The sequence below is a fragment of the Mycobacterium kubicae genome, from assembly GCF_015689175.1.
Classification (GTDB): domain Bacteria; phylum Actinomycetota; class Actinomycetes; order Mycobacteriales; family Mycobacteriaceae; genus Mycobacterium; species Mycobacterium kubicae.
Genome location: NZ_CP065047.1, coordinates 1,229,332 through 1,245,880, shown reverse-complemented (window position 1 = coordinate 1,245,880; position 16,549 = coordinate 1,229,332). Strand labels below are relative to the sequence as shown.

Annotated in this window: 15 protein-coding genes; 9 read left to right on the top strand and 6 right to left on the bottom strand. The window is 66.4% G+C overall.

Features of this window, described 5'->3' with window-relative positions; genetic code table 11:
- Positions 1 to 77: 77 nt before the first annotated feature.
- The gene (locus I2456_RS05955) at positions 78 to 1,031 is read right to left on the bottom strand and encodes a helix-turn-helix transcriptional regulator (RefSeq protein ID WP_085073752.1); all 954 of its coding nucleotides are present in this window, start codon (positions 1,029 to 1,031) and stop codon (positions 78 to 80) included.
- 213 nt (positions 1,032 to 1,244) lie between these two features.
- Between I2456_RS05955 and I2456_RS05950 the strand changes: the two genes are divergently transcribed.
- Positions 1,245 to 1,709 (top strand): tRNA (cytidine(34)-2'-O)-methyltransferase, encoded by a 465-nt coding sequence (locus I2456_RS05950; protein WP_085073751.1) that lies wholly within the window; start codon positions 1,245 to 1,247, stop codon positions 1,707 to 1,709.
- On the opposite strand, the gene I2456_RS05945 is transcribed toward I2456_RS05950, so the two are convergent.
- Complete coding sequence (locus I2456_RS05945; RefSeq protein ID WP_085073750.1) at positions 1,710 to 2,354, bottom strand: nitroreductase family protein; 645 nt, start codon at positions 2,352 to 2,354, stop codon at positions 1,710 to 1,712.
- Positions 2,355 to 2,377: 23 nt separating this feature from the next.
- Here I2456_RS05945 and I2456_RS05940 point away from each other — a divergent pair, with 23 nt between their 5' ends.
- Entirely contained in the window at positions 2,378 to 2,785 is a 408-nt protein-coding gene (locus tag I2456_RS05940) for a TIGR03667 family PPOX class F420-dependent oxidoreductase (RefSeq protein ID WP_276052647.1), read from the top strand.
- Here I2456_RS05940 and I2456_RS05935 read toward each other — a convergent pair.
- From I2456_RS05935 to I2456_RS05925, 3 genes are all read right to left on the bottom strand, one after another.
- Positions 2,782 to 3,633 carry an oxidoreductase gene (locus I2456_RS05935; protein ID WP_085073749.1) on the bottom strand — a complete coding sequence of 284 codons (852 nt, stop codon included), beginning with the start codon at positions 3,631 to 3,633 and terminating at the stop codon, positions 2,782 to 2,784. The genes I2456_RS05940 and I2456_RS05935 overlap by 4 nt on opposite strands.
- Positions 3,634 to 3,774: 141 nt before the next feature.
- Positions 3,775 to 7,062 carry an error-prone DNA polymerase gene (locus tag I2456_RS05930; protein WP_085073748.1) on the bottom strand — a complete coding sequence of 1,096 codons (3,288 nt, stop codon included), beginning with the start codon at positions 7,060 to 7,062 and terminating at the stop codon, positions 3,775 to 3,777.
- A gap of 41 nt (positions 7,063 to 7,103) precedes the next feature.
- Complete coding sequence (locus tag I2456_RS05925) at positions 7,104 to 7,778, bottom strand: response regulator transcription factor (protein WP_068162634.1); 675 nt, start codon at positions 7,776 to 7,778, stop codon at positions 7,104 to 7,106.
- Between the two features lie 255 nt (positions 7,779 to 8,033).
- Between I2456_RS05925 and trhA the strand changes: the two genes are divergently transcribed.
- From trhA to I2456_RS05895, 6 genes are all read left to right on the top strand, one after another.
- Complete coding sequence (gene trhA / locus I2456_RS05920) at positions 8,034 to 8,771, top strand: PAQR family membrane homeostasis protein TrhA (RefSeq protein WP_085073747.1); 738 nt, start codon at positions 8,034 to 8,036, stop codon at positions 8,769 to 8,771.
- Between the two features lie 4 nt (positions 8,772 to 8,775).
- Positions 8,776 to 10,188 carry a sensor histidine kinase gene (locus I2456_RS05915; RefSeq protein WP_085073746.1) on the top strand — a complete coding sequence of 471 codons (1,413 nt, stop codon included), beginning with the start codon at positions 8,776 to 8,778 and terminating at the stop codon, positions 10,186 to 10,188.
- A 198-nt stretch (positions 10,189 to 10,386) separates the two neighbouring features.
- Positions 10,387 to 10,692 carry an FHA domain-containing protein gene (locus tag I2456_RS05910; protein ID WP_241007869.1) on the top strand — a complete coding sequence of 102 codons (306 nt, stop codon included), beginning with the start codon at positions 10,387 to 10,389 and terminating at the stop codon, positions 10,690 to 10,692.
- Between the two features lie 238 nt (positions 10,693 to 10,930).
- On the top strand, positions 10,931 to 12,214 hold the full coding sequence (locus tag I2456_RS05905) for a wax ester/triacylglycerol synthase domain-containing protein (protein WP_085073744.1): 1,284 nt from the start codon (positions 10,931 to 10,933) through the stop codon (positions 12,212 to 12,214).
- Between the two features lie 50 nt (positions 12,215 to 12,264).
- The gene (gene otsB / locus I2456_RS05900; RefSeq protein WP_085073743.1) at positions 12,265 to 13,398 is read left to right on the top strand and encodes a trehalose-phosphatase; all 1,134 of its coding nucleotides are present in this window, start codon (positions 12,265 to 12,267) and stop codon (positions 13,396 to 13,398) included.
- A gap of 57 nt (positions 13,399 to 13,455) precedes the next feature.
- Positions 13,456 to 14,835: an APC family permease gene (locus I2456_RS05895; protein ID WP_068033699.1), complete on the top strand. Its 1,380-nt coding sequence runs from the start codon at positions 13,456 to 13,458 to the stop codon at positions 14,833 to 14,835.
- Here the strand turns inward: I2456_RS05895 and I2456_RS05890 are convergent.
- The gene (locus I2456_RS05890) at positions 14,823 to 15,695 is read right to left on the bottom strand and encodes a MaoC family dehydratase (protein WP_085073742.1); all 873 of its coding nucleotides are present in this window, start codon (positions 15,693 to 15,695) and stop codon (positions 14,823 to 14,825) included. The two genes, I2456_RS05895 and I2456_RS05890, sit on opposite strands and share 13 nt — an antisense overlap.
- 94 nt (positions 15,696 to 15,789) lie before the next feature.
- Between I2456_RS05890 and I2456_RS05885 the strand changes: the two genes are divergently transcribed.
- Entirely contained in the window at positions 15,790 to 16,497 is a 708-nt protein-coding gene (locus I2456_RS05885) for a histidine phosphatase family protein (RefSeq protein WP_068033703.1), read from the top strand.
- Positions 16,498 to 16,549: the final 52 nt, after the last annotated feature.

The following is a 16,549-nucleotide window of genomic DNA, read 5'->3' as shown; positions in this document are numbered from 1 at the left end:
AGGTCTCCACAATTGTTACTGAGCAGATAACCTTCACCCCAAAGGGGCCGTAATTGCGCCCTTACCGTGACGAAGTTCTAGTTGCGCAGGGTCGCGTGCGGTGATTGGCCGTAGGTCTCGCGGTAGTAGACGGCGAACCTGCCCACGTGCGCAAAGCCCCACCGGTTGGCTATCTGTTTCACGGTGCCGTGCGCCCGGTTGGAGGCGGCCAGTTCCCGGTGCGCCTGGTCGAGCCGAATTCGGCGCAGGTATTCCATCGGGGTGCAGTCCAGATGTTGCCGGAACATGTACTGCAGCGCGCGCGGCGTCACATAAATGTGGTCGGCGATGTCACCCAACGAAATGTCGATGCGCGCATTCTCATCGATGTATGCCATGGCCCGGCGCAGTAGCACCGGTTTGGCGGCGTCGCGACGGTCGGTGCCGGTGGCTTCGATGACGGCTGTGTTCGGGAAGGTGTGCAGCGTGGTCGCGGCCAGATGTGAGGCCGCGTTGCCGACGATCAGCGGTGACGCGCTGGCCTGCGGATCGGCCAACACATGTGTGCTCAGGTAGTCGAGCAGCGCGCTGAGTCGGTCGGCGGCCGCCTTGGACACCGGTCGGTGACCCGTCAGCCGCACCGGGTCCTCGCGATGGCCGTGCGAGGCTGTGGCGACGCGACTCAAGGACCCAGGGTCGAAGCCGGTCAGGTTGTAGCTGGCGTGGCAGACACGTCCCGAGAAGGCTTGGTCGGGTAACGACACCAACGTGAGGTCCCCGGGAGCGAACACGTCCTGCGGTTCGTCGATGAACGTTTCTTCGATCCGTCCGCTTTCCACGCGGCAGAGGACAACCCGTTCCAGCGGATCCGCGTCGTAGCTCATGTCGTAGTTGAACTTGACCTGATCGAAGTGCACCGGACCCAACCATCGACGCTTGATGGAGGTGTGCGGCTGGCCGCCGTCGCCTTCGATGCGCATCTTGGTGTACGCCCGGCCGAGGAAGTCTTCCGTCTCGCCGAGGTTGGTGCTGTCAAAGTCGAGATCTTGCATCGGGCGTTGCGCCCTTTCACTGCGAGCAGTCCAGTTCGGGGCAAGTTCTGCGGGCGTCATACGCCCGTCAGCGGTCCCTGGCTGCTCTTGATGGTGCATCCGCCACCATTCGCGCAGTTCTAGCGACGAAGTAGGCGAACGCCTGTGTGCGAGCCTAGTCCCATTTGTGTCCCACGTACAGCGGTGCCGACTCAGCGCTGGGAGGATGCCGTGATGTTCAGGCTGATGTTCTATTCGCCGCGCATCCCGCCCAACACGGGCAACGCCATCCGGACCGCCGCCGCCACCGGCTGCGAATTGCATCTGGTCGAGCCGCTGGGCTTCGACTTGTCCGAGCCCAAGCTGCGGCGCGCGGGTCTGGACTACCACGATCTGGCGTCGGTCGTGGTCCATGCCTGCCTTGACGACGCATGGGCTGCGGTGGCGCCCGCGCGCGTGTTCGCTTTCACCGCGCAGGCCACCACGCACTTCGCCGACATCGAGTATCGGGCCGGGGACGTGCTGTTGTTCGGGCCCGAGCCCACCGGGCTGGACGCGGCGACGCTGTCCGACTCGCACATCACCGAACGGGTACGGATTCCGATGTTGGCGGGCCGTCGTTCGCTGAACCTATCCAACGCCGCTGCCGTCGCCGTCTACGAGGCGTGGCGCCAGCACGGTTATTCCGGAGCTAGGTGATCACCAGCTGTTCCAGTGCGTCAGGCTGTCGGCGGGCAGCCGCTTGGCCGGCCGGAAGTCGGTGCCTTTGGTGTAGGCGATCGGGAAAAGCCCACCCTGGCTGTATTTTTCGTGCGGAATGCCGAGTACATCGGCCGTCGTGCGCTCTCCGCCGTTGAGTAGGTGCAGCGTCGTCCAGCACGAGCCCAGCCCGCGCGAGCGCAGCGCCAGACAGAAACTCCACGCCGCCGGGAACAGCGATGCCCAGAACGACACCCCGCCCATCGGCTGCTTTTCTTCTCGCCCTTCCAGGCACGGGATCAACAGCACCGGCGCCTCGTGCATGTGCTCGGCCAGATAGAGCGCCGAGTCGCGAACTGCGCCCATCCGCTCACCGCGCGTGTCGCCTTCGGCGTATTGGCGTCCGGGTGAGTTGAGGTACGCCCGGGCGTTGGCCAGATAGACCTCGCCGATCGCCTTCTTCTTGTCGGCGTCCTCGACGAAAACCCATTGCCAGCCTTGAGCATTGGAGCCGGTCGGCGCTTGCAACGCCAGTTCGAGACATTCCATCAGCACCTCGCGCGGTACCGGCTTCTCGAAATCGAGGCGCTTGCGCACCGAGCGGGTGGTGCGCAGAACTTCATCGAAGGACAGGTTGAGGGTCATGTCCGGAGACTACATTCGGCATCATGATCAATCTCTCCCCAGAGGTTTCTGACCGTCTGCGCTCCGACCACTATGGGTGGCTGACCACCGTCGCCAAGTCCGGACTGCCGGTGCCGCGTTTGGTGTGGTTCTTCTACGACGGAACCGACCTGACGGTCTACACGCAGCCCAACGCGGCCAAAGTCGCCCACATCGACGCCCGCCCGGAGGTCAGCCTCAACCTGGATTCCGACGGCAACGGCGGCGGCATCATCGTGATCGGCGGCACCGCCGTGGTCGACGAGATGGGCGTCGACTGCCGAAACGACGCACCGTACTGGGCGAAGTACGGCGACCTTGCCGACAAGTTCGGCCTCACCGACGCAATGGCCGACTACAGCACGCGGCTGCGGATCGCGCCGATCAAGGTGTGGACGACACCGACCGCCTAATCGTCGTGGTCGGTGGACAGCGAAACTGACCGCCACGCATCGATGTCGGCCTGGAGTTGCCGGATCTTGTCCTCGACCGCCTGCACGCAGTCGCTGCCCAGCAGCAGGTGCACCGGCGGGTTGGGCACCGACGCGATGTCGACGATGGCCGCGGCTGCCTTGACCGGGTCCCCGGGTTGGGCGTGGTTGACGTCGAGGGCATGGGCGCGGGTGGCCCCGGCGGTCGCCGCGTAGTCGTCGATGATGTTCTCCTCGGTGCCCAGGCTCGAAGCGTCGAGGAAGTCGGTGCGGAAGTAGCCCGGTTCCACGATCGTGACGCAGATGCCCAGCGGCTTGACTTCCTGGGCCAGCGCCTCGCTGAACCCCTCCATGGCGAACTTGGTGGAGTTGTAGATGCCCCAGCCCGGCCCGCCGAGCAATCCGCCCACCGAGCTGATGTTGATGATGTGGCCGCTGCGTTGTCGTCTCAAGACGGGCAGCACCGCGCGCTGGACCGTGAGCGTGCCAAACACGTTGACCTCGTAGACCGCTCGGATCGCGGCGTCGGATGCTTCCTCGACCGCCCCCAGCAACCCGCGACCGGCGTTGTTGACCACCACGTCGATGCGGCCGAAGGCGTCGACGGCGGAGGCGACCGCCTGGGTCACCTGGTCGGCGTTGGTGACGTCGAGGTCGACGGCGAGGAGGTTTTCGCCGGCGTCGGGGAACTGGGCGCGAATCTGGTCGGCGCGCCGTGCGGTGGCGACCACCCGATCGCCCCGGCTCAAGATGGCGCGGGCGAGTTCGAGGCCGAACCCGCGGGACGCCCCGGTGAGGAACCAGACTTTGGAATCAGTGGCTTGCGGCATGGTTGTACTTTGCGCCGGTTGACGCCCGGCGTCTAGCGGACGACGCAGAATCACTGCGCTGGTGAAGGTGCGTGTCGGTACGCGACACGCCGGTAAAGACTGGCATCCTGCGCACCTTCGCGGCGGGAAAACGATGGCAGCTCAACGGAAGTCGCGAGACTTCGAACCCACCGCCAAGCTGATGCGGCCGATGCGTTCGGCGACGACGGTGACAGCGCCGGTGGCATTTTGGACCTGCCCGCGGATCAGCATCGCCGCCGCCGAATTGGCCAGTTTGCGATGCCGCGCCCACACCTCCGGCGTGCACAGCACGTTGACCATTCCGGTCTCGTCTTCCAGATTGATGAACGTCACCCCTTGGGCCGTGCCCGGTCGCTGCCGATGGGTCACGGCGCCGGCGATCAGCACCCGGTCACCGTCGGGCACGCTCAACAGCTTGTCGGCCGGGATCACCCCCAGCGCGTCGAGGTCGGCCCGCAGGAACTGCGTCGGGTAGCTGTCCGGGGAGATGCCGGTGGCCCAGACGTCGGCGGCGGCCAGTTCCAGATCGCTCATTCCCGGCAACGCCGGCGCCTGCGACGACGAGCCCACCCCAGGCAACCGGTCCGGCCGTTGGGTGGCCGCCGCCCCGGCCGCCCACAGCCCTTCGCGCCGGGACATGCCGAAGCAACCCAGCGCTCCGGCCGTCGCCAGCGCCTCGGTCTGCGGCACACTCAGCTGCACCCGGGTCGTCAAGTCCAGCAGAGAACTGAACGGGCCGTTGGCTTTTCGCTCCTCGACCAGCTTCTCGGCCAGGTCCGCACCGATATGGCGAACGGCCCCGAGTCCCAGGCGCACCTCCATACCCGCGTTCTCACACGTGGCGTGCGCCAGGCTGACGTTGACATCGGGACCATGCACCACCACGCCGTGCCGGCGCGCATCGGCCACCAGCGACTGGGGTGAGTAGAAGCCCATCGGCTGGGCGCGCAGCAGCGCGGCGCAGAACGCCGCCGGGTGGTGCAGCTTGAACCAGGACGAGTAGAACACCAGCGAGGCGAAGGACAGCGCGTGGCTCTCCGGGAAACCGAAGTTGGCGAAGGCTTCCAGCTTTTCGTAGATGCCGTCGATGATGTCGTCGTCGACGCCGTGCAGCGCGCGCATGCCGTCGTAGAACCGCCCGCGCAGCCGCCGCATCCGCTCGGTCGAGCGCTTGGATCCCATGGCCCGGCGCAACTGGTCGGCCTCGGCGGCGGAGAATCCGGCGCAGTCGACCGCCAACTGCATCAGTTGTTCTTGAAACAGCGGCACACCCAACGTCTTTCGCAGCGCCGGTTCCATGGAGGGGTGTTCGTAGAGCACCGGGTCCAGGCCGTTGCGGCGCCGGATGTAGGGGTGCACTGACCCACCCTGGATAGGCCCGGGGCGGATCAGCGCGACCTCGACCACCAGGTCGTAGAACACCCGGGGCCGCAGCCGCGGCAAGGTGGCCATCTGCGCCCGCGACTCCACCTGGAAGACGCCGACGGAGTCGGCCCGGGAGAGCATTTCGTAGACCGCGGGCTCGGACAGATCCAGTCGGGCCAGGTCCACCTCGATGCCCTTGTGCTCGGCCACCAGGTCGATGGCGTAGTGCAACGCCGAGAGCATGCCCAGTCCGAGTAGGTCGAACTTCACCAAACCGATTGCCGCGCAGTCGTCTTTGTCCCACTGCAGGACGCTGCGGTTCTCCATGCGGGCCCACTCCACCGGGCACACGTCGGCGATCGGGCGGTCACAGATCACCATGCCGCCGGAGTGGATGCCCATATGCCGGGGCAGGTTGCGGATCTGGTTGGCCAGGTCGATCACCTGATCGGGAATGCCCTCGACGTCGGGCGAGTCGGCCAGCCCGTTCCAGTGACTGATCTGCTTGCTCCACGCGTCCTGCTGGCCTTGCGAATAGCCCAGGGCACGCGCCATGTCGCGCACCGCGCTGCGCCCGCGGTAGGTGATGACATTGGCCACCTGGGCGGCGTAGTCGCGGCCGTATTTGTCGTAGACGTATTGAATGGCCTTCTCGCGCTGATCGGACTCGATGTCCATGTCGATGTCGGGCGGCCCGTCGCGCGCGGGTGACAAGAACCGTTCGAACAACAGATCGTTGGCCACCGGGTCCACCGCGGTGACGCCCAGGGCGTAACAGACCGCGGAGTTGGCCGCCGATCCCCTGCCCTGACACAGGATGTTGTTATTCCGGCAGAACTGGGTGAGATCGTGCACCACCAGGAAGTAACCCGGGAACTGCAGCTGGGCAATCACTTTCAATTCGTGCTCGATCTGGGCGTAGGCACGGGGAGCATGCTCGGGCGGCCCGTAGCGGTTGCGGGCACCCGCCATCACCAACGACCGCAACCAGCTGTCCTCGGTGTGCCCGTCGGGTACGTCGAACGGCGGCAGCTGCGGCGCGATGAGCGCCAACCCGAACGCGCACTGCTCCCCGAGTTCGGCGGCGGCGGTCACCGCCTGAGGACGTTGGGCGAACAGGCGCGCCATCTCCTCGCCGGACCGCAGGTGCGAGCCGCCCAGCGGAGCCAGCCACCCGGCGGCGGAATCCAACGACTCCCGGGCCCGGATGGCGCCCATGGCCATGGCCAGCCGGCGCCGCGACGGATGGGCGAAATGCGCCCCGGTGGTGGCCACGACGCCCACCCCGAAGCGCGGCGCCAATTCGGCCAGCACCGCGTTGTGTTCGTCGTCGAGGGGGTGACCATGATGAGTCAACTCGATGCTGACCCGGCCGGCGCCGAACCGATCCACCAGATCGGCCAGCGCTCGTCGCGCCGCCTCCGGTCCACCTTGGTGAAAGGCTTGCCGCACATGGCCTTTGCGGCATCCGGTCAGGATGTGCCAGTGGCCGCCGGCGGCTTGGGTCAGCGTGTCGAAGTCGAAGCGCGGCTTGCCCTTCTCGCCGCCGGCCAGATGCGCGGCGGCCAGTTGCCGCGACAGCCGCCGGTATCCTTCCGGGCCGCGAGCCAACACCAACAGATGTGGACCGGGCGGATCGGGCTGCTCGGTGCGGGCTTCGGATCCCAGCGACAGCTCGGCGCCGAACACGGTCTGGATGCCGAGTTCATGAGCCGCTTCGGCGAAGCGCACCGCCCCGTACAGGCCGTTGTGGTCGGTGAGCGCAAGGGCGCGCAGATCGAGCCGGGCGGCTTCTTCGACCAACTCCTCCGGGGTGCTGGCCCCGTCGAGGAAGCTGTATGCCGAATGCGCATGCAGTTCGGCGTAGGGAACGCGCGAGCGGACTCGCCGGTTCTCCGGACTCGGCTGATACGACCCGCGCTTGTGGGACAGCGGTGCCTCGTCAGCCGGTTTCGGTGTGACCGGCGCGCCGGCATGGCGCGGCTTGCCATCCAGCAGCCGCTCCATTTCCGCCCAGCTCGGCGGCCCGTTTCCCCAGCCCACACCGACAGTGTATCGAACCTATGTTCGAAAGGGCCAGGTCGTCAGGTATCGGCGAGCAGCCGGTAACCGGCGCCGCGGACCGTCTCGATGGTCGCCACCCCGAACGGGGCGTCGACTTTGCGCCGCAGATAGCCGATGTAGACCTCGACAACGTTGTCGTCGCCGTCATAATTCGAATCCCACACCGACCGCAGAATCTCTGCCTTGCTGACCACATCGCCCTTGTGCCGCAACAAAAATTCCAGCACTCCGTATTCACGCGGCGTCAGGGACAGCACCGTCTGGCCACGGGTCACCAATCGCCGTGCCGGATCCAACGCCAACGTTCCCGCGGTCAACACCGCGGGGCGTTCCGGAGCGCCCCGGCGCAACAACGCCCGCAACCGCGCCACCAGCACCACGAACGAGAACGGTTTGGTCAAGTAGTCGTCGGCGCCGATGTCGAACGCGTCGGCGAGATCGTATTCGCCGTCCTTGGCCGACAGCATCAATACCGGGGTCCATACCGAACGGGCCCGCATCTCCCGCAGCACCTGATAGCCACTCAGCCCGGGCAGCATGATGTCGAGCACCACCACGTCGTACTCGCCGCTCGAGACGGCCGCCAATCCGTTCCGACCGTCGTGCTCGACGTCGACGACGAATCCTTCCGCGATCAGGCCCCGACGCACCGTCTGTGCGAGTCGTTCTTCGTCCTCGACCAGCAGCACACGCACGACGCCCCCTCCGAGCTGATGTTGATGTCCAGTGAAGCAGAGTCGTGCGCCGCGATTGGTTCTCAGCGTCCCCACAGCCACCATTGGCCACTCTGGCTCCATGGCCGACACCGAAGCGAGTCCGGGAGCGCGCTGGTCGATCGTCATCGTGTCGCTGGAGCTGGAAAACGGCCGGCCGCAACGTGTTCGCGCTTCCCCGCCCCGGCCGGTAGTTGGCCCAGCTCCTACTCCTGCGCTACGAAAGGCACCCTGACGATGACCCAGCTCTACGCACCCTCCAGCTTTACCGTCCGCGATCACCAACCGACCCCGGCCGATGCAATTCAGCAGCTGGTCGAGGGCGCCGCCCAAGCCTTGGCCAAGCCACGCTTGCGCGGCTGGATACACGTCTACTCGGCCGGCACGGCAGTTATAGCCGGTGCTGCGCTGGTCGCAGTGTCGTGGGCGGCGGCATCCACCGAAGCCGGGCTGGCCACGTTGGCCTATACCTTGGCCACGGTGGCATTGTTCGCCGTCAGCGCGACCTACCACCGCGTCGATTGGAGATCGCCGACCGCCCGGAAATGGATGCGGCGCCTTGACCATTCGATGATATTCGTGTTCATCGCCGGCAGCTACACACCGTTCGCTCTGTTGGCCCTGCCGCCTCATGCCGGGCGAGTGGTGTTGTCCGTCGTGTGGGGCGGCGCGGTGGCGGGGATCCTGCTGAATGTGCTTTGGGCGTCGGCGCCGCGCTGGGCGGGCGTGCCGCTCTATCTGCTGCTGGGTTGGGTGGCAGTGTGGTACACCTCGACGATCCTGCACAACGCCGGGGTTACCGCGATGGTGCTGTTGTTCGTCGGCGGCATCTTGTACAGCGTCGGCGCCGTCCTCTACGCATTGAAGTGGCCGGACCCGTGGCCGAAGACATTCGGCTTTCACGAGTTCTTCCACGCGTGCACCGCCATCGCGGCTATCTGCCACTACGTCGCCATCTGGTTTGTGGTCTTTTAGTGCGATGAAGACCTCCGCGTTGAGGGCGGTCCGAAGCGCCACGATCCTCAGCCGGCTGAACCCGAGGCGAGCCAACGTGCGGGCCCGTTCGGCGCTCGCGGCCGCGCTGGTGATGACGGCGTGTTTTGCCATCGGCTGCGGGGTTCTGGCACTGGTGCTGTACCGATCGCTGCAATCCAGCGCTCAGCATGCTGCCGCGGCGCGCGCCGAGCAGATCAGTGCAGAGCTGCACGCCAATTCGCCACGGGACCTGAACCCGTCACTGTTGGCCACCGACAGCCAGATCGGTGCCGTCCAGATCGTCGACCACACCGGAAAAGTGCTGGCCGCTTCGGCCGGAGCTCCCACAACACCGCTGAAAACCGTTTCGTTGGACCCAGGGAACGCACGCAGTGTGGGGCGCGCCAAGGGGCCGCACGACACCTACGACTTGTGGATGACGGCGCAGCAGGTCTCCCTGCCCGGCGGGGCCGTCACCGTGCTGGTCGGCGCCGACCAGGAACACGTGGAACACCTGGTGCGCGAGGTCACCGCCCTACTGGCCGCCGGCGCTCCGGTCATCATCGCCTTCGGGGTGGTCGGCACCTACCGGTTGGTGGGCGCCGCGTTGGGACCGGTGGAGGCGATCCGGGCCCGGGTGGCGCTCATCTCCAGCACCGACCTCGCAGAACGCGTGCCAGTACCGCCCACCCGCGACGAGATCGCCCATCTAGCCAGCACGATGAACGCCATGCTGGCGCGCCTGGAACGCGGGCGTGACGCGCAACGCCGACTCGTCGGCGACGCCTCGCACGAATTGCGCAGCCCCCTGGCCACCATCACGACCGCCCTCGAAATGGCGGTGGGCCGCCCGGAACTGATGGACAGCGAGTTGATCAACGAAGCGTTGCTGCCCGAAGCCCACCGGATGCAGCAACTCATCGAACAACTGCTTCTGCTGGCACGCTCGGACGAGGATGCGCTGAACTTGCGACAGGACGACGTCGACCTCGACGACCTGCTGTCGGCCGAAGTGAGCCGGCTGAGGGCGGTCGGATCGCTGCACATCGTCAGCCACATCCAGGCGTGCCGCGCCGTCGGCGACCGCGCCGCCCTGGCCCAGGTGATCCGCAATCTCGTCGACAATGCGGCGCGGCACGCTTTGAGTGCGGTTGAGTTGGATTGCCGTTATGACGCCGGGCTCGCCGTCGTCACGATCGCCGATGACGGGCCCGGAATCCCGGTGCAGGAGCGGGCTCGCATCTTCGAACGGTTCGTCCGCCTCGACCACGCGCGCGCCCGGACCTCGGGAGGATCTGGTCTAGGGTTGGCGATCGTGGCCGAGGTCGTTCGCGCCCATCACGGCACCGTCACAGTCGGTGATGCGCGCCACGGCGGCGCGGCGTTCACGGTGACCTTGCCCACTGGCTCCGGGTAATCCCTGCAGCGGCAATCGTTTCTCAGCGTCGCCACAGCCATCGATGACGAGGCTGGTTCCATGGCCGATATCAGAGCCGCTCGGTATGGAGAGTGGGGCAACCGCGAGCGGATACCAACTGGAACATGCACAGACGACTGGGCCGCCAGCACAACGCCATTCGCCGCGCCGCCCCCGGGTACGCACACTGATCGGCCGATGCGCCCGCGAGTCAGGGCGACGGTCGGTCGCTCCAGCACTAACGACATCGTCTTGGATGACGGGTTGGTATCGCGCGTACACGCGATCCTGGTGTCCACGTCGGCAGGTGTTGAGATCCGCGACATAAACAGCCGCAACGGCACTTTCGTCAACGGCTCGCGGGTCGGTCGGGCACTGTTGCGCAATGGCGACATCGTTACCATCGGCAACACCGCGTTTGCGGTGTCCGGCACTGAGCTGGTTCCGTATCGAAGCCGGCCCGCCGCCTGCGCGCCGATTTCCTGGCGCCGCCCCGCGTGGTGAAGGTGAATTGCGCTGGCGTTGCGGCGCCACCAGCCTGCTCGCAGACCGCCCCGGTAGTGGGTGTCGTCACCGGGATCCGGTCGCACGGCGCGACGAGCGCACAAGTCGGAGGACCAACCTAGCGCCAGTGCGAACATTTTTTATCTGAAAAACACATTCTTAACCTGGCAGGCCTGTCGCCGTCACTGCTCGCGAAGCACACTTATACAAGTCAAGAAACGGCGGCGGGGGACTTGTCATGGCGAACCTGACGACACTGGAGCACGCGAGCCCGGCGATCGGCGCGGTAGCCATCGTCCAAGGCGCCTCGCCCCGGTACCCGAAATTGAAAAACCTCTTCGCCGAACGTATTCCAGCGGCCTGGGCCCACCATCCGGGTTTCGATCTCGATCAACACATCCGCCGCGTCGCGCTGCCCCGACCGGGTGACGACACTGCGCTGTTCCAAGCGATCGCGCATGCTTTGGAGCGTCCCCTCGAGCTCAACCGGCCACTGTGGGAGTGCTGGATTATCGAGGGCCTGCAACGCAATCGATGGGCCATCCTGATGAGGGTTCATCACAGCATGGCCGACGGCACGTCCGCGGCCCGCCTGCTGGCCAGGCTGTGCGACGACGCCGACGCCGATACGTTCACCACGAATCACCCGTCGAACAAAGAACTTTCACCCGTACCCGCCGTCCCGCACGGTTGGACCGACACCCTATGGCAGGCACCCACCAGCGTCTTGAAGGCAGCGGCGCGGGTTGTCAGCCTGCCGGCCACGTGGCTGGCGCCGACTGGCACGGACACCATCAGGCGCCATTACCGGACAGTGCGAGTTCCGCTGGCCGACGTCGACCGGGTCTGCCGCAAGTTCGGGGTGAGCGCCAACGACGTTGCGTTGGCAGCCATCAGCGAAGGGTTCCGGGCGGTGCTGTTGCACCGCGGCGAGCAGCCTCGTGCCGATTCGCTGCGCACCCTGGAGCAGACCGATCGTCGCATCTCCGCCTTGCTGCCGTTCCTGCCCGTCGAGCATGACGACCTGGTCAACCGGCTACGCGCGGTGCACAGCCGGCTGAACCGGTCCGCATACCAGGGCGGCCGATCCGGGCCCAGCTTCCCGTCCTTCTCCCCGGTCAATCTGTGCGCCAAGGCAATCCAAGCCTGCACCCGGCTGCCGCAGACCGGTGTGGTGACACTGGCCACCAATGCGCCCGGCCCGCGGCGACGGCTTCGTCTGATGGGCCAGAGTATGGACCAGGTGCTCCCCATTCCGCCGACGGCGCTGCACCACAGCACCGGGGTGGCGGTGCTGAGCTACGGCGACGAGTTGGTGTTCGGCATGACCGACGACTACGACGCCGCATCCGACATGGGGCAACTTACCGCCGGCATCGAGCGCGCCATGGCGCGTCTGGTGGCGCTCAGCGCGGATTCGGTGCTGTTGTTCGGCAAGAACCGCCGCCGGCGCTCGCCTCGCACCCCGACCGGGGACCCCCAACGGCGGACGGTCACCCCGCCCGCGCGCGCCCGGCACTGACTCGGCTGACCTGTTGCTGACCGCAGCGCCCCCCGTGAGAGGGTGGGTCAATGTCGGTCACCATCGACCCGCGCCGCCATGACGCGGTCCTTGTCGACAGCGCATCGGGTCACAGCCAGGCGCTGGTCCGGCGACTCCAGGATGCCGGTGTGGGCGCGCTCGTCATCTCCCCCGGCACCGACAACCTGACCCGGGCAGCCGAGCGCCTACAGGTGCGGCCGGGTCGCTGCGCCGTCGTCGCAACCGACGCCCGAGGCGTCCTGGCCGCCCGCAACGGCGGCTTCGCGTTGGTCGTCGGCATCGGCGCAGACATCGACGCGCTACACGACGCGGACGCCGACGCCGTCGTCGCGGCGCTGGACGAGATCCACGTGCGCACCGGGGACCGGCGCATGTCGCAGCTGCCCGACGCGGTTCAGGCGCTGTCGGAGCTCACCGGCGCCCCGGCAGTGTTTTTCGACTTCGACGGCACACTGTCGGACATCGTCGAGGATCCCGCTGCGGCCGAGCCCGTCGCGGGCGCATCCGAAGCGCTGCAGGAGCTGGCGGCGCGATGTCCGGTCGCCATTCTCAGCGGTCGTGATCTTGCCGACGTGACCCAGCGGGTCGGGCTGCCCGGGCTGTGGTACGCCGGCAGTCACGGCTTCGAGTTGACCGCCCCAGATGGCACGCATCACCAGAACGACGCTGCCGCGAAGGCCATCCCGGTGCTGGAGGAAGCGGCCGCCCAGCTCCGGGAGGAGATCGGGTCGATTCCTGGTGTTGCGGTGGAGCACAAGCGCTTTGGCGTCTCTGTGCACTACCGCAACACCGCACGTGACCGGGTGGGAGAAGTGGCGGCCGCAGTGCGGGCGGCGGGGCGGCGGGAGTCGTTGCGGGTGACCACCGGGCGCGAAGTCATCGAGCTACGCCCCGACATCGACTGGGACAAAGGCAAAACGCTGCGCTGGGTGATCGACCATCTGCACGACGCGGGTTCGGGTCCGCTGGTGCCGGTGTATCTCGGTGACGACATCACCGACGAGGATGCTTTCGACGCGGTGCACGACGATGGCGTTCCGATCGTGGTGCGGCACAGCGATGACGGTGACCGCGCGACGGCGGCGCTTTTCGCGCTCGACAGTCCCGCACGGGTCAGCGAGTTCACCGCGCAGCTGGCACGCCGGCTTCGTTCGAGCGACTAGCACCGCTCGCGACTGGGAGGGTCCGCAATCAGCAAACTCGGCTTCTGGAGCATTGTCATGCTCGGGATCAACGCGATCATCGGAGCGGGCATCTTCCTCACTCCCGGCGCGGTGATCCGATTCGCTGGACCGCTGGCGCCGCTGGCCTATGTCCTGGCCGGGCTCTTCGCTGGCATCATGGCGCTGGTCTTTGCGACGGCAGCCCGTTATGTCAGGACCAACGGCGCCTCCTACGCCTACACCACAGCGGCATTCGGCCAGCGCATCGGGATCTACGTCGGTGTCACCCACGCCATCGTCGCCTCCATCGCCTGGGGCGTGCTGGCCACGCTGTTCGTCTCGACGTTGTTGAGAGTGGCTTTCCCGCACCATGATTGGGCCAATGACACCAGGCTGCTCAGCGTCAAGACGTTGACTTTTGTGCTGTTCATCGCCGTGCTGCTGGTGATCAATATCTTCGGCAACCGGGTCATCGAGTGGGCCAACGCAATCTCCACCGCCGGAAAGCTGTTCGCGCTGTCGATCTTCATCGTCGGCGGCCTGTGGTTGGTCGTCACCCGGCACGTCAACAATTACGGCGAATCAAGCTCAGCGGAGGTTTATCGGCCGGCGGCCTACGCGTTGTTCGGCTTCGTCACCGTCGGGCACGGCGTGGTCGCCGGACTGGTGCTGGCCACCGTGGCAGCGCTTTACGCCTTCACCGGTTTCGAATCGATCGCCAATGCCGCAGAGGAGATGCACGAACCGGACCGCAACCTGCCCAAGGCCATACCGCTGGCGATCCTCGGCGTCGGCATCGCCTACGTACTGGCCGTCACGACGGCCATGCTGCTAGGCGCCGACAAGGTGGTCGCGTCCCACGACACCGTGCGGCTGGCGGCCGCAATCGGAAACGACGCTTTCCGCACCATCGTCGTACTGGGTGCCCTGATCTCGATGTTCGGCATCAACGTGGCCGCGTCATTCGGCGCGCCGCGGGTGTGGACGGCACTGTCGGACACCGGGATACTGCCGGCTCGGCTGTCACAGCAGAACCGGTTCGGTGTCCCGATGCTCGCTTTCACCGCCACGGCCTCGTTGGCGCTGGCGTTCCCCCTGGCGTTGAGTTTCGACATCGTGAACCTGACCGGCTTGGCGGTGATCGCCCGCTTCATCCAGTTCATCGTCGTGCCGATAGCGCTGATCGTCCTGGTGCGCAAGCGAACCGCAGCGCCGGCGGCGGCGCCGCCAAATGCGTTCACCGACAAGGTGTTACCGATAACCGCGGTGGCGATCTCGGTCGCACTGGCAATGTCGTTCGACTACCGCACGATCCTGCTGACCGCGCACGGCGGCCCCAATTATTTCTCGATCGCGTTGATCGTCAGTACATTCGTGCTGGTGCCTGCGGCGGCGTATGTGCACTACTACCGCAGCGTCGACCGTCAGCTCGATTGATATTCCACCGCGCCGTCGTCCAAGACCACCCGGGCCTCCCCGCCATCCGACCCGGCCACCTCGGTGCGGAACACCGCGCGGCCCGATTCGGTACGCCAGATCACCGTGGACAACGTCTCACCCGGGAAGACCGGTGAACTGAACCGCGCCGCAATCGAGGAGATGTTGGCCGCCACACCGCCACCCAGTTCGGCGACCAACGCGCGCCCGGCCACGCCGTAGGTGCACAAGCCATGCAGGATCGGCTTGGGAAATCCGGCCAGCTCTTTGGCGAACCACGGGTCGCTGTGCAGCGGGTTGCGGTCACCGGAGAGCCGGTAGATCAGCGCTTGGTCCTCGCGGGTGGGCAGGTCGATGCGGGCGTCGGGTTCCCGGTCGGGGAATTCCGGTGCCGCCGGCCGCTGTCCCGGCTCTCCGCCGAAGCCGCCCTCACCGCGGATCACCAAGGTGGTCAACGTCTCGGCTACCACGGTGTCGGTGTCGGGGTCGGTGCCGCGGGCGCGCAGCATGATGATCGCGTTCTTGCCCTCGCCCTTGTCCTGGATGTCGGCGACTTCGGTGACCACCGAAAGCTTTCCCGCCGCGGGCAACGGTGCATGCAACCGAACCGACTGCGAGCCGTGTAATAGCTTGGCCCAGTTGAACGTACCGACCTTGGCCGCCGCACCGAAGGCAGGGCAGCAGATCACCGCGTAGGTCGGCAGGACTTGCTGGGTGATGCCGTGGCTGTTCTCGGTGGTGAAGGACAAGTCGTCGAGTCCGGCACCGACGCCGAGCGCATAGAGCAACGTGTCCCGGTCGGTCCATTCGAACAGCACCGGGTCGGTTACCGCGCCGATGGCACCCGGGTCAATCGCCATGCGAGTCTCCTCTGGATTGCGAAACTGAGCTTTTTCCGGACTTAACCATCGCAAACCCTTCCCACCGACGGTGTCGGCAGGGCAGGCTATCGCCATGGCCAAGCGCATCAGCATTTGGAAGGCAGCGGCTCTTGTCGCCGTGGCAATATTCGTCGGCGCCTGCGGCGGGGGCAACACTCCCCAAGCGCGCACCATCACGCTGACGTTTATCCGCAACGCCCAATCCGAGGCGAACGCGGACGGGATCATCGACACCGCGGCCCCGGGCCCCAGTCTCACCGACGAGGGCAAGGGGCAAGCCCAGCAGCTCGCGCATCAAGCCCGGCACAACGACTTCGACGCCGTCTACGCCTCCTCCATGGCCGAAGCCCAGCAGACCGCCGGCCCGCTCGCCAGTGAGCTGGGTAAGCACGTCGAGATTCTGCCCGGCCTGCAGTCGATCAACGCCGGCTGGTTCAACGGCAAACCCGAATCCACGGCCAGCACGACTTATCTGATGGCACCGGCGCAGTGGCTGCAGGGCGACATCCACAACAACATCCCCGGTTCACTGGACGGCAAAGAGTTCAACGACCAGTTCACCGCCGCCATCCGCAAGATCTACGACAGCGGCAACAAGAAACCCGTCGTCTTCTCTCAGGGCGCGGCCATCATGGTCTGGACGTTGCTGAACGCCATCAACGCCAAGAGCAACTTGATGACCACCCACCCGCTGCCCAACACCGGCCGAGTGGTCCTCACCGGCAACCCACTGAGCGGCTGGACGCTGGTCGACTGGGACGGTATCCGCAGCTTCACCTGACCAGGGCCACCGATCCAGCGGTTGACGGGTGCGGCTTCCAGCCGCCACCATG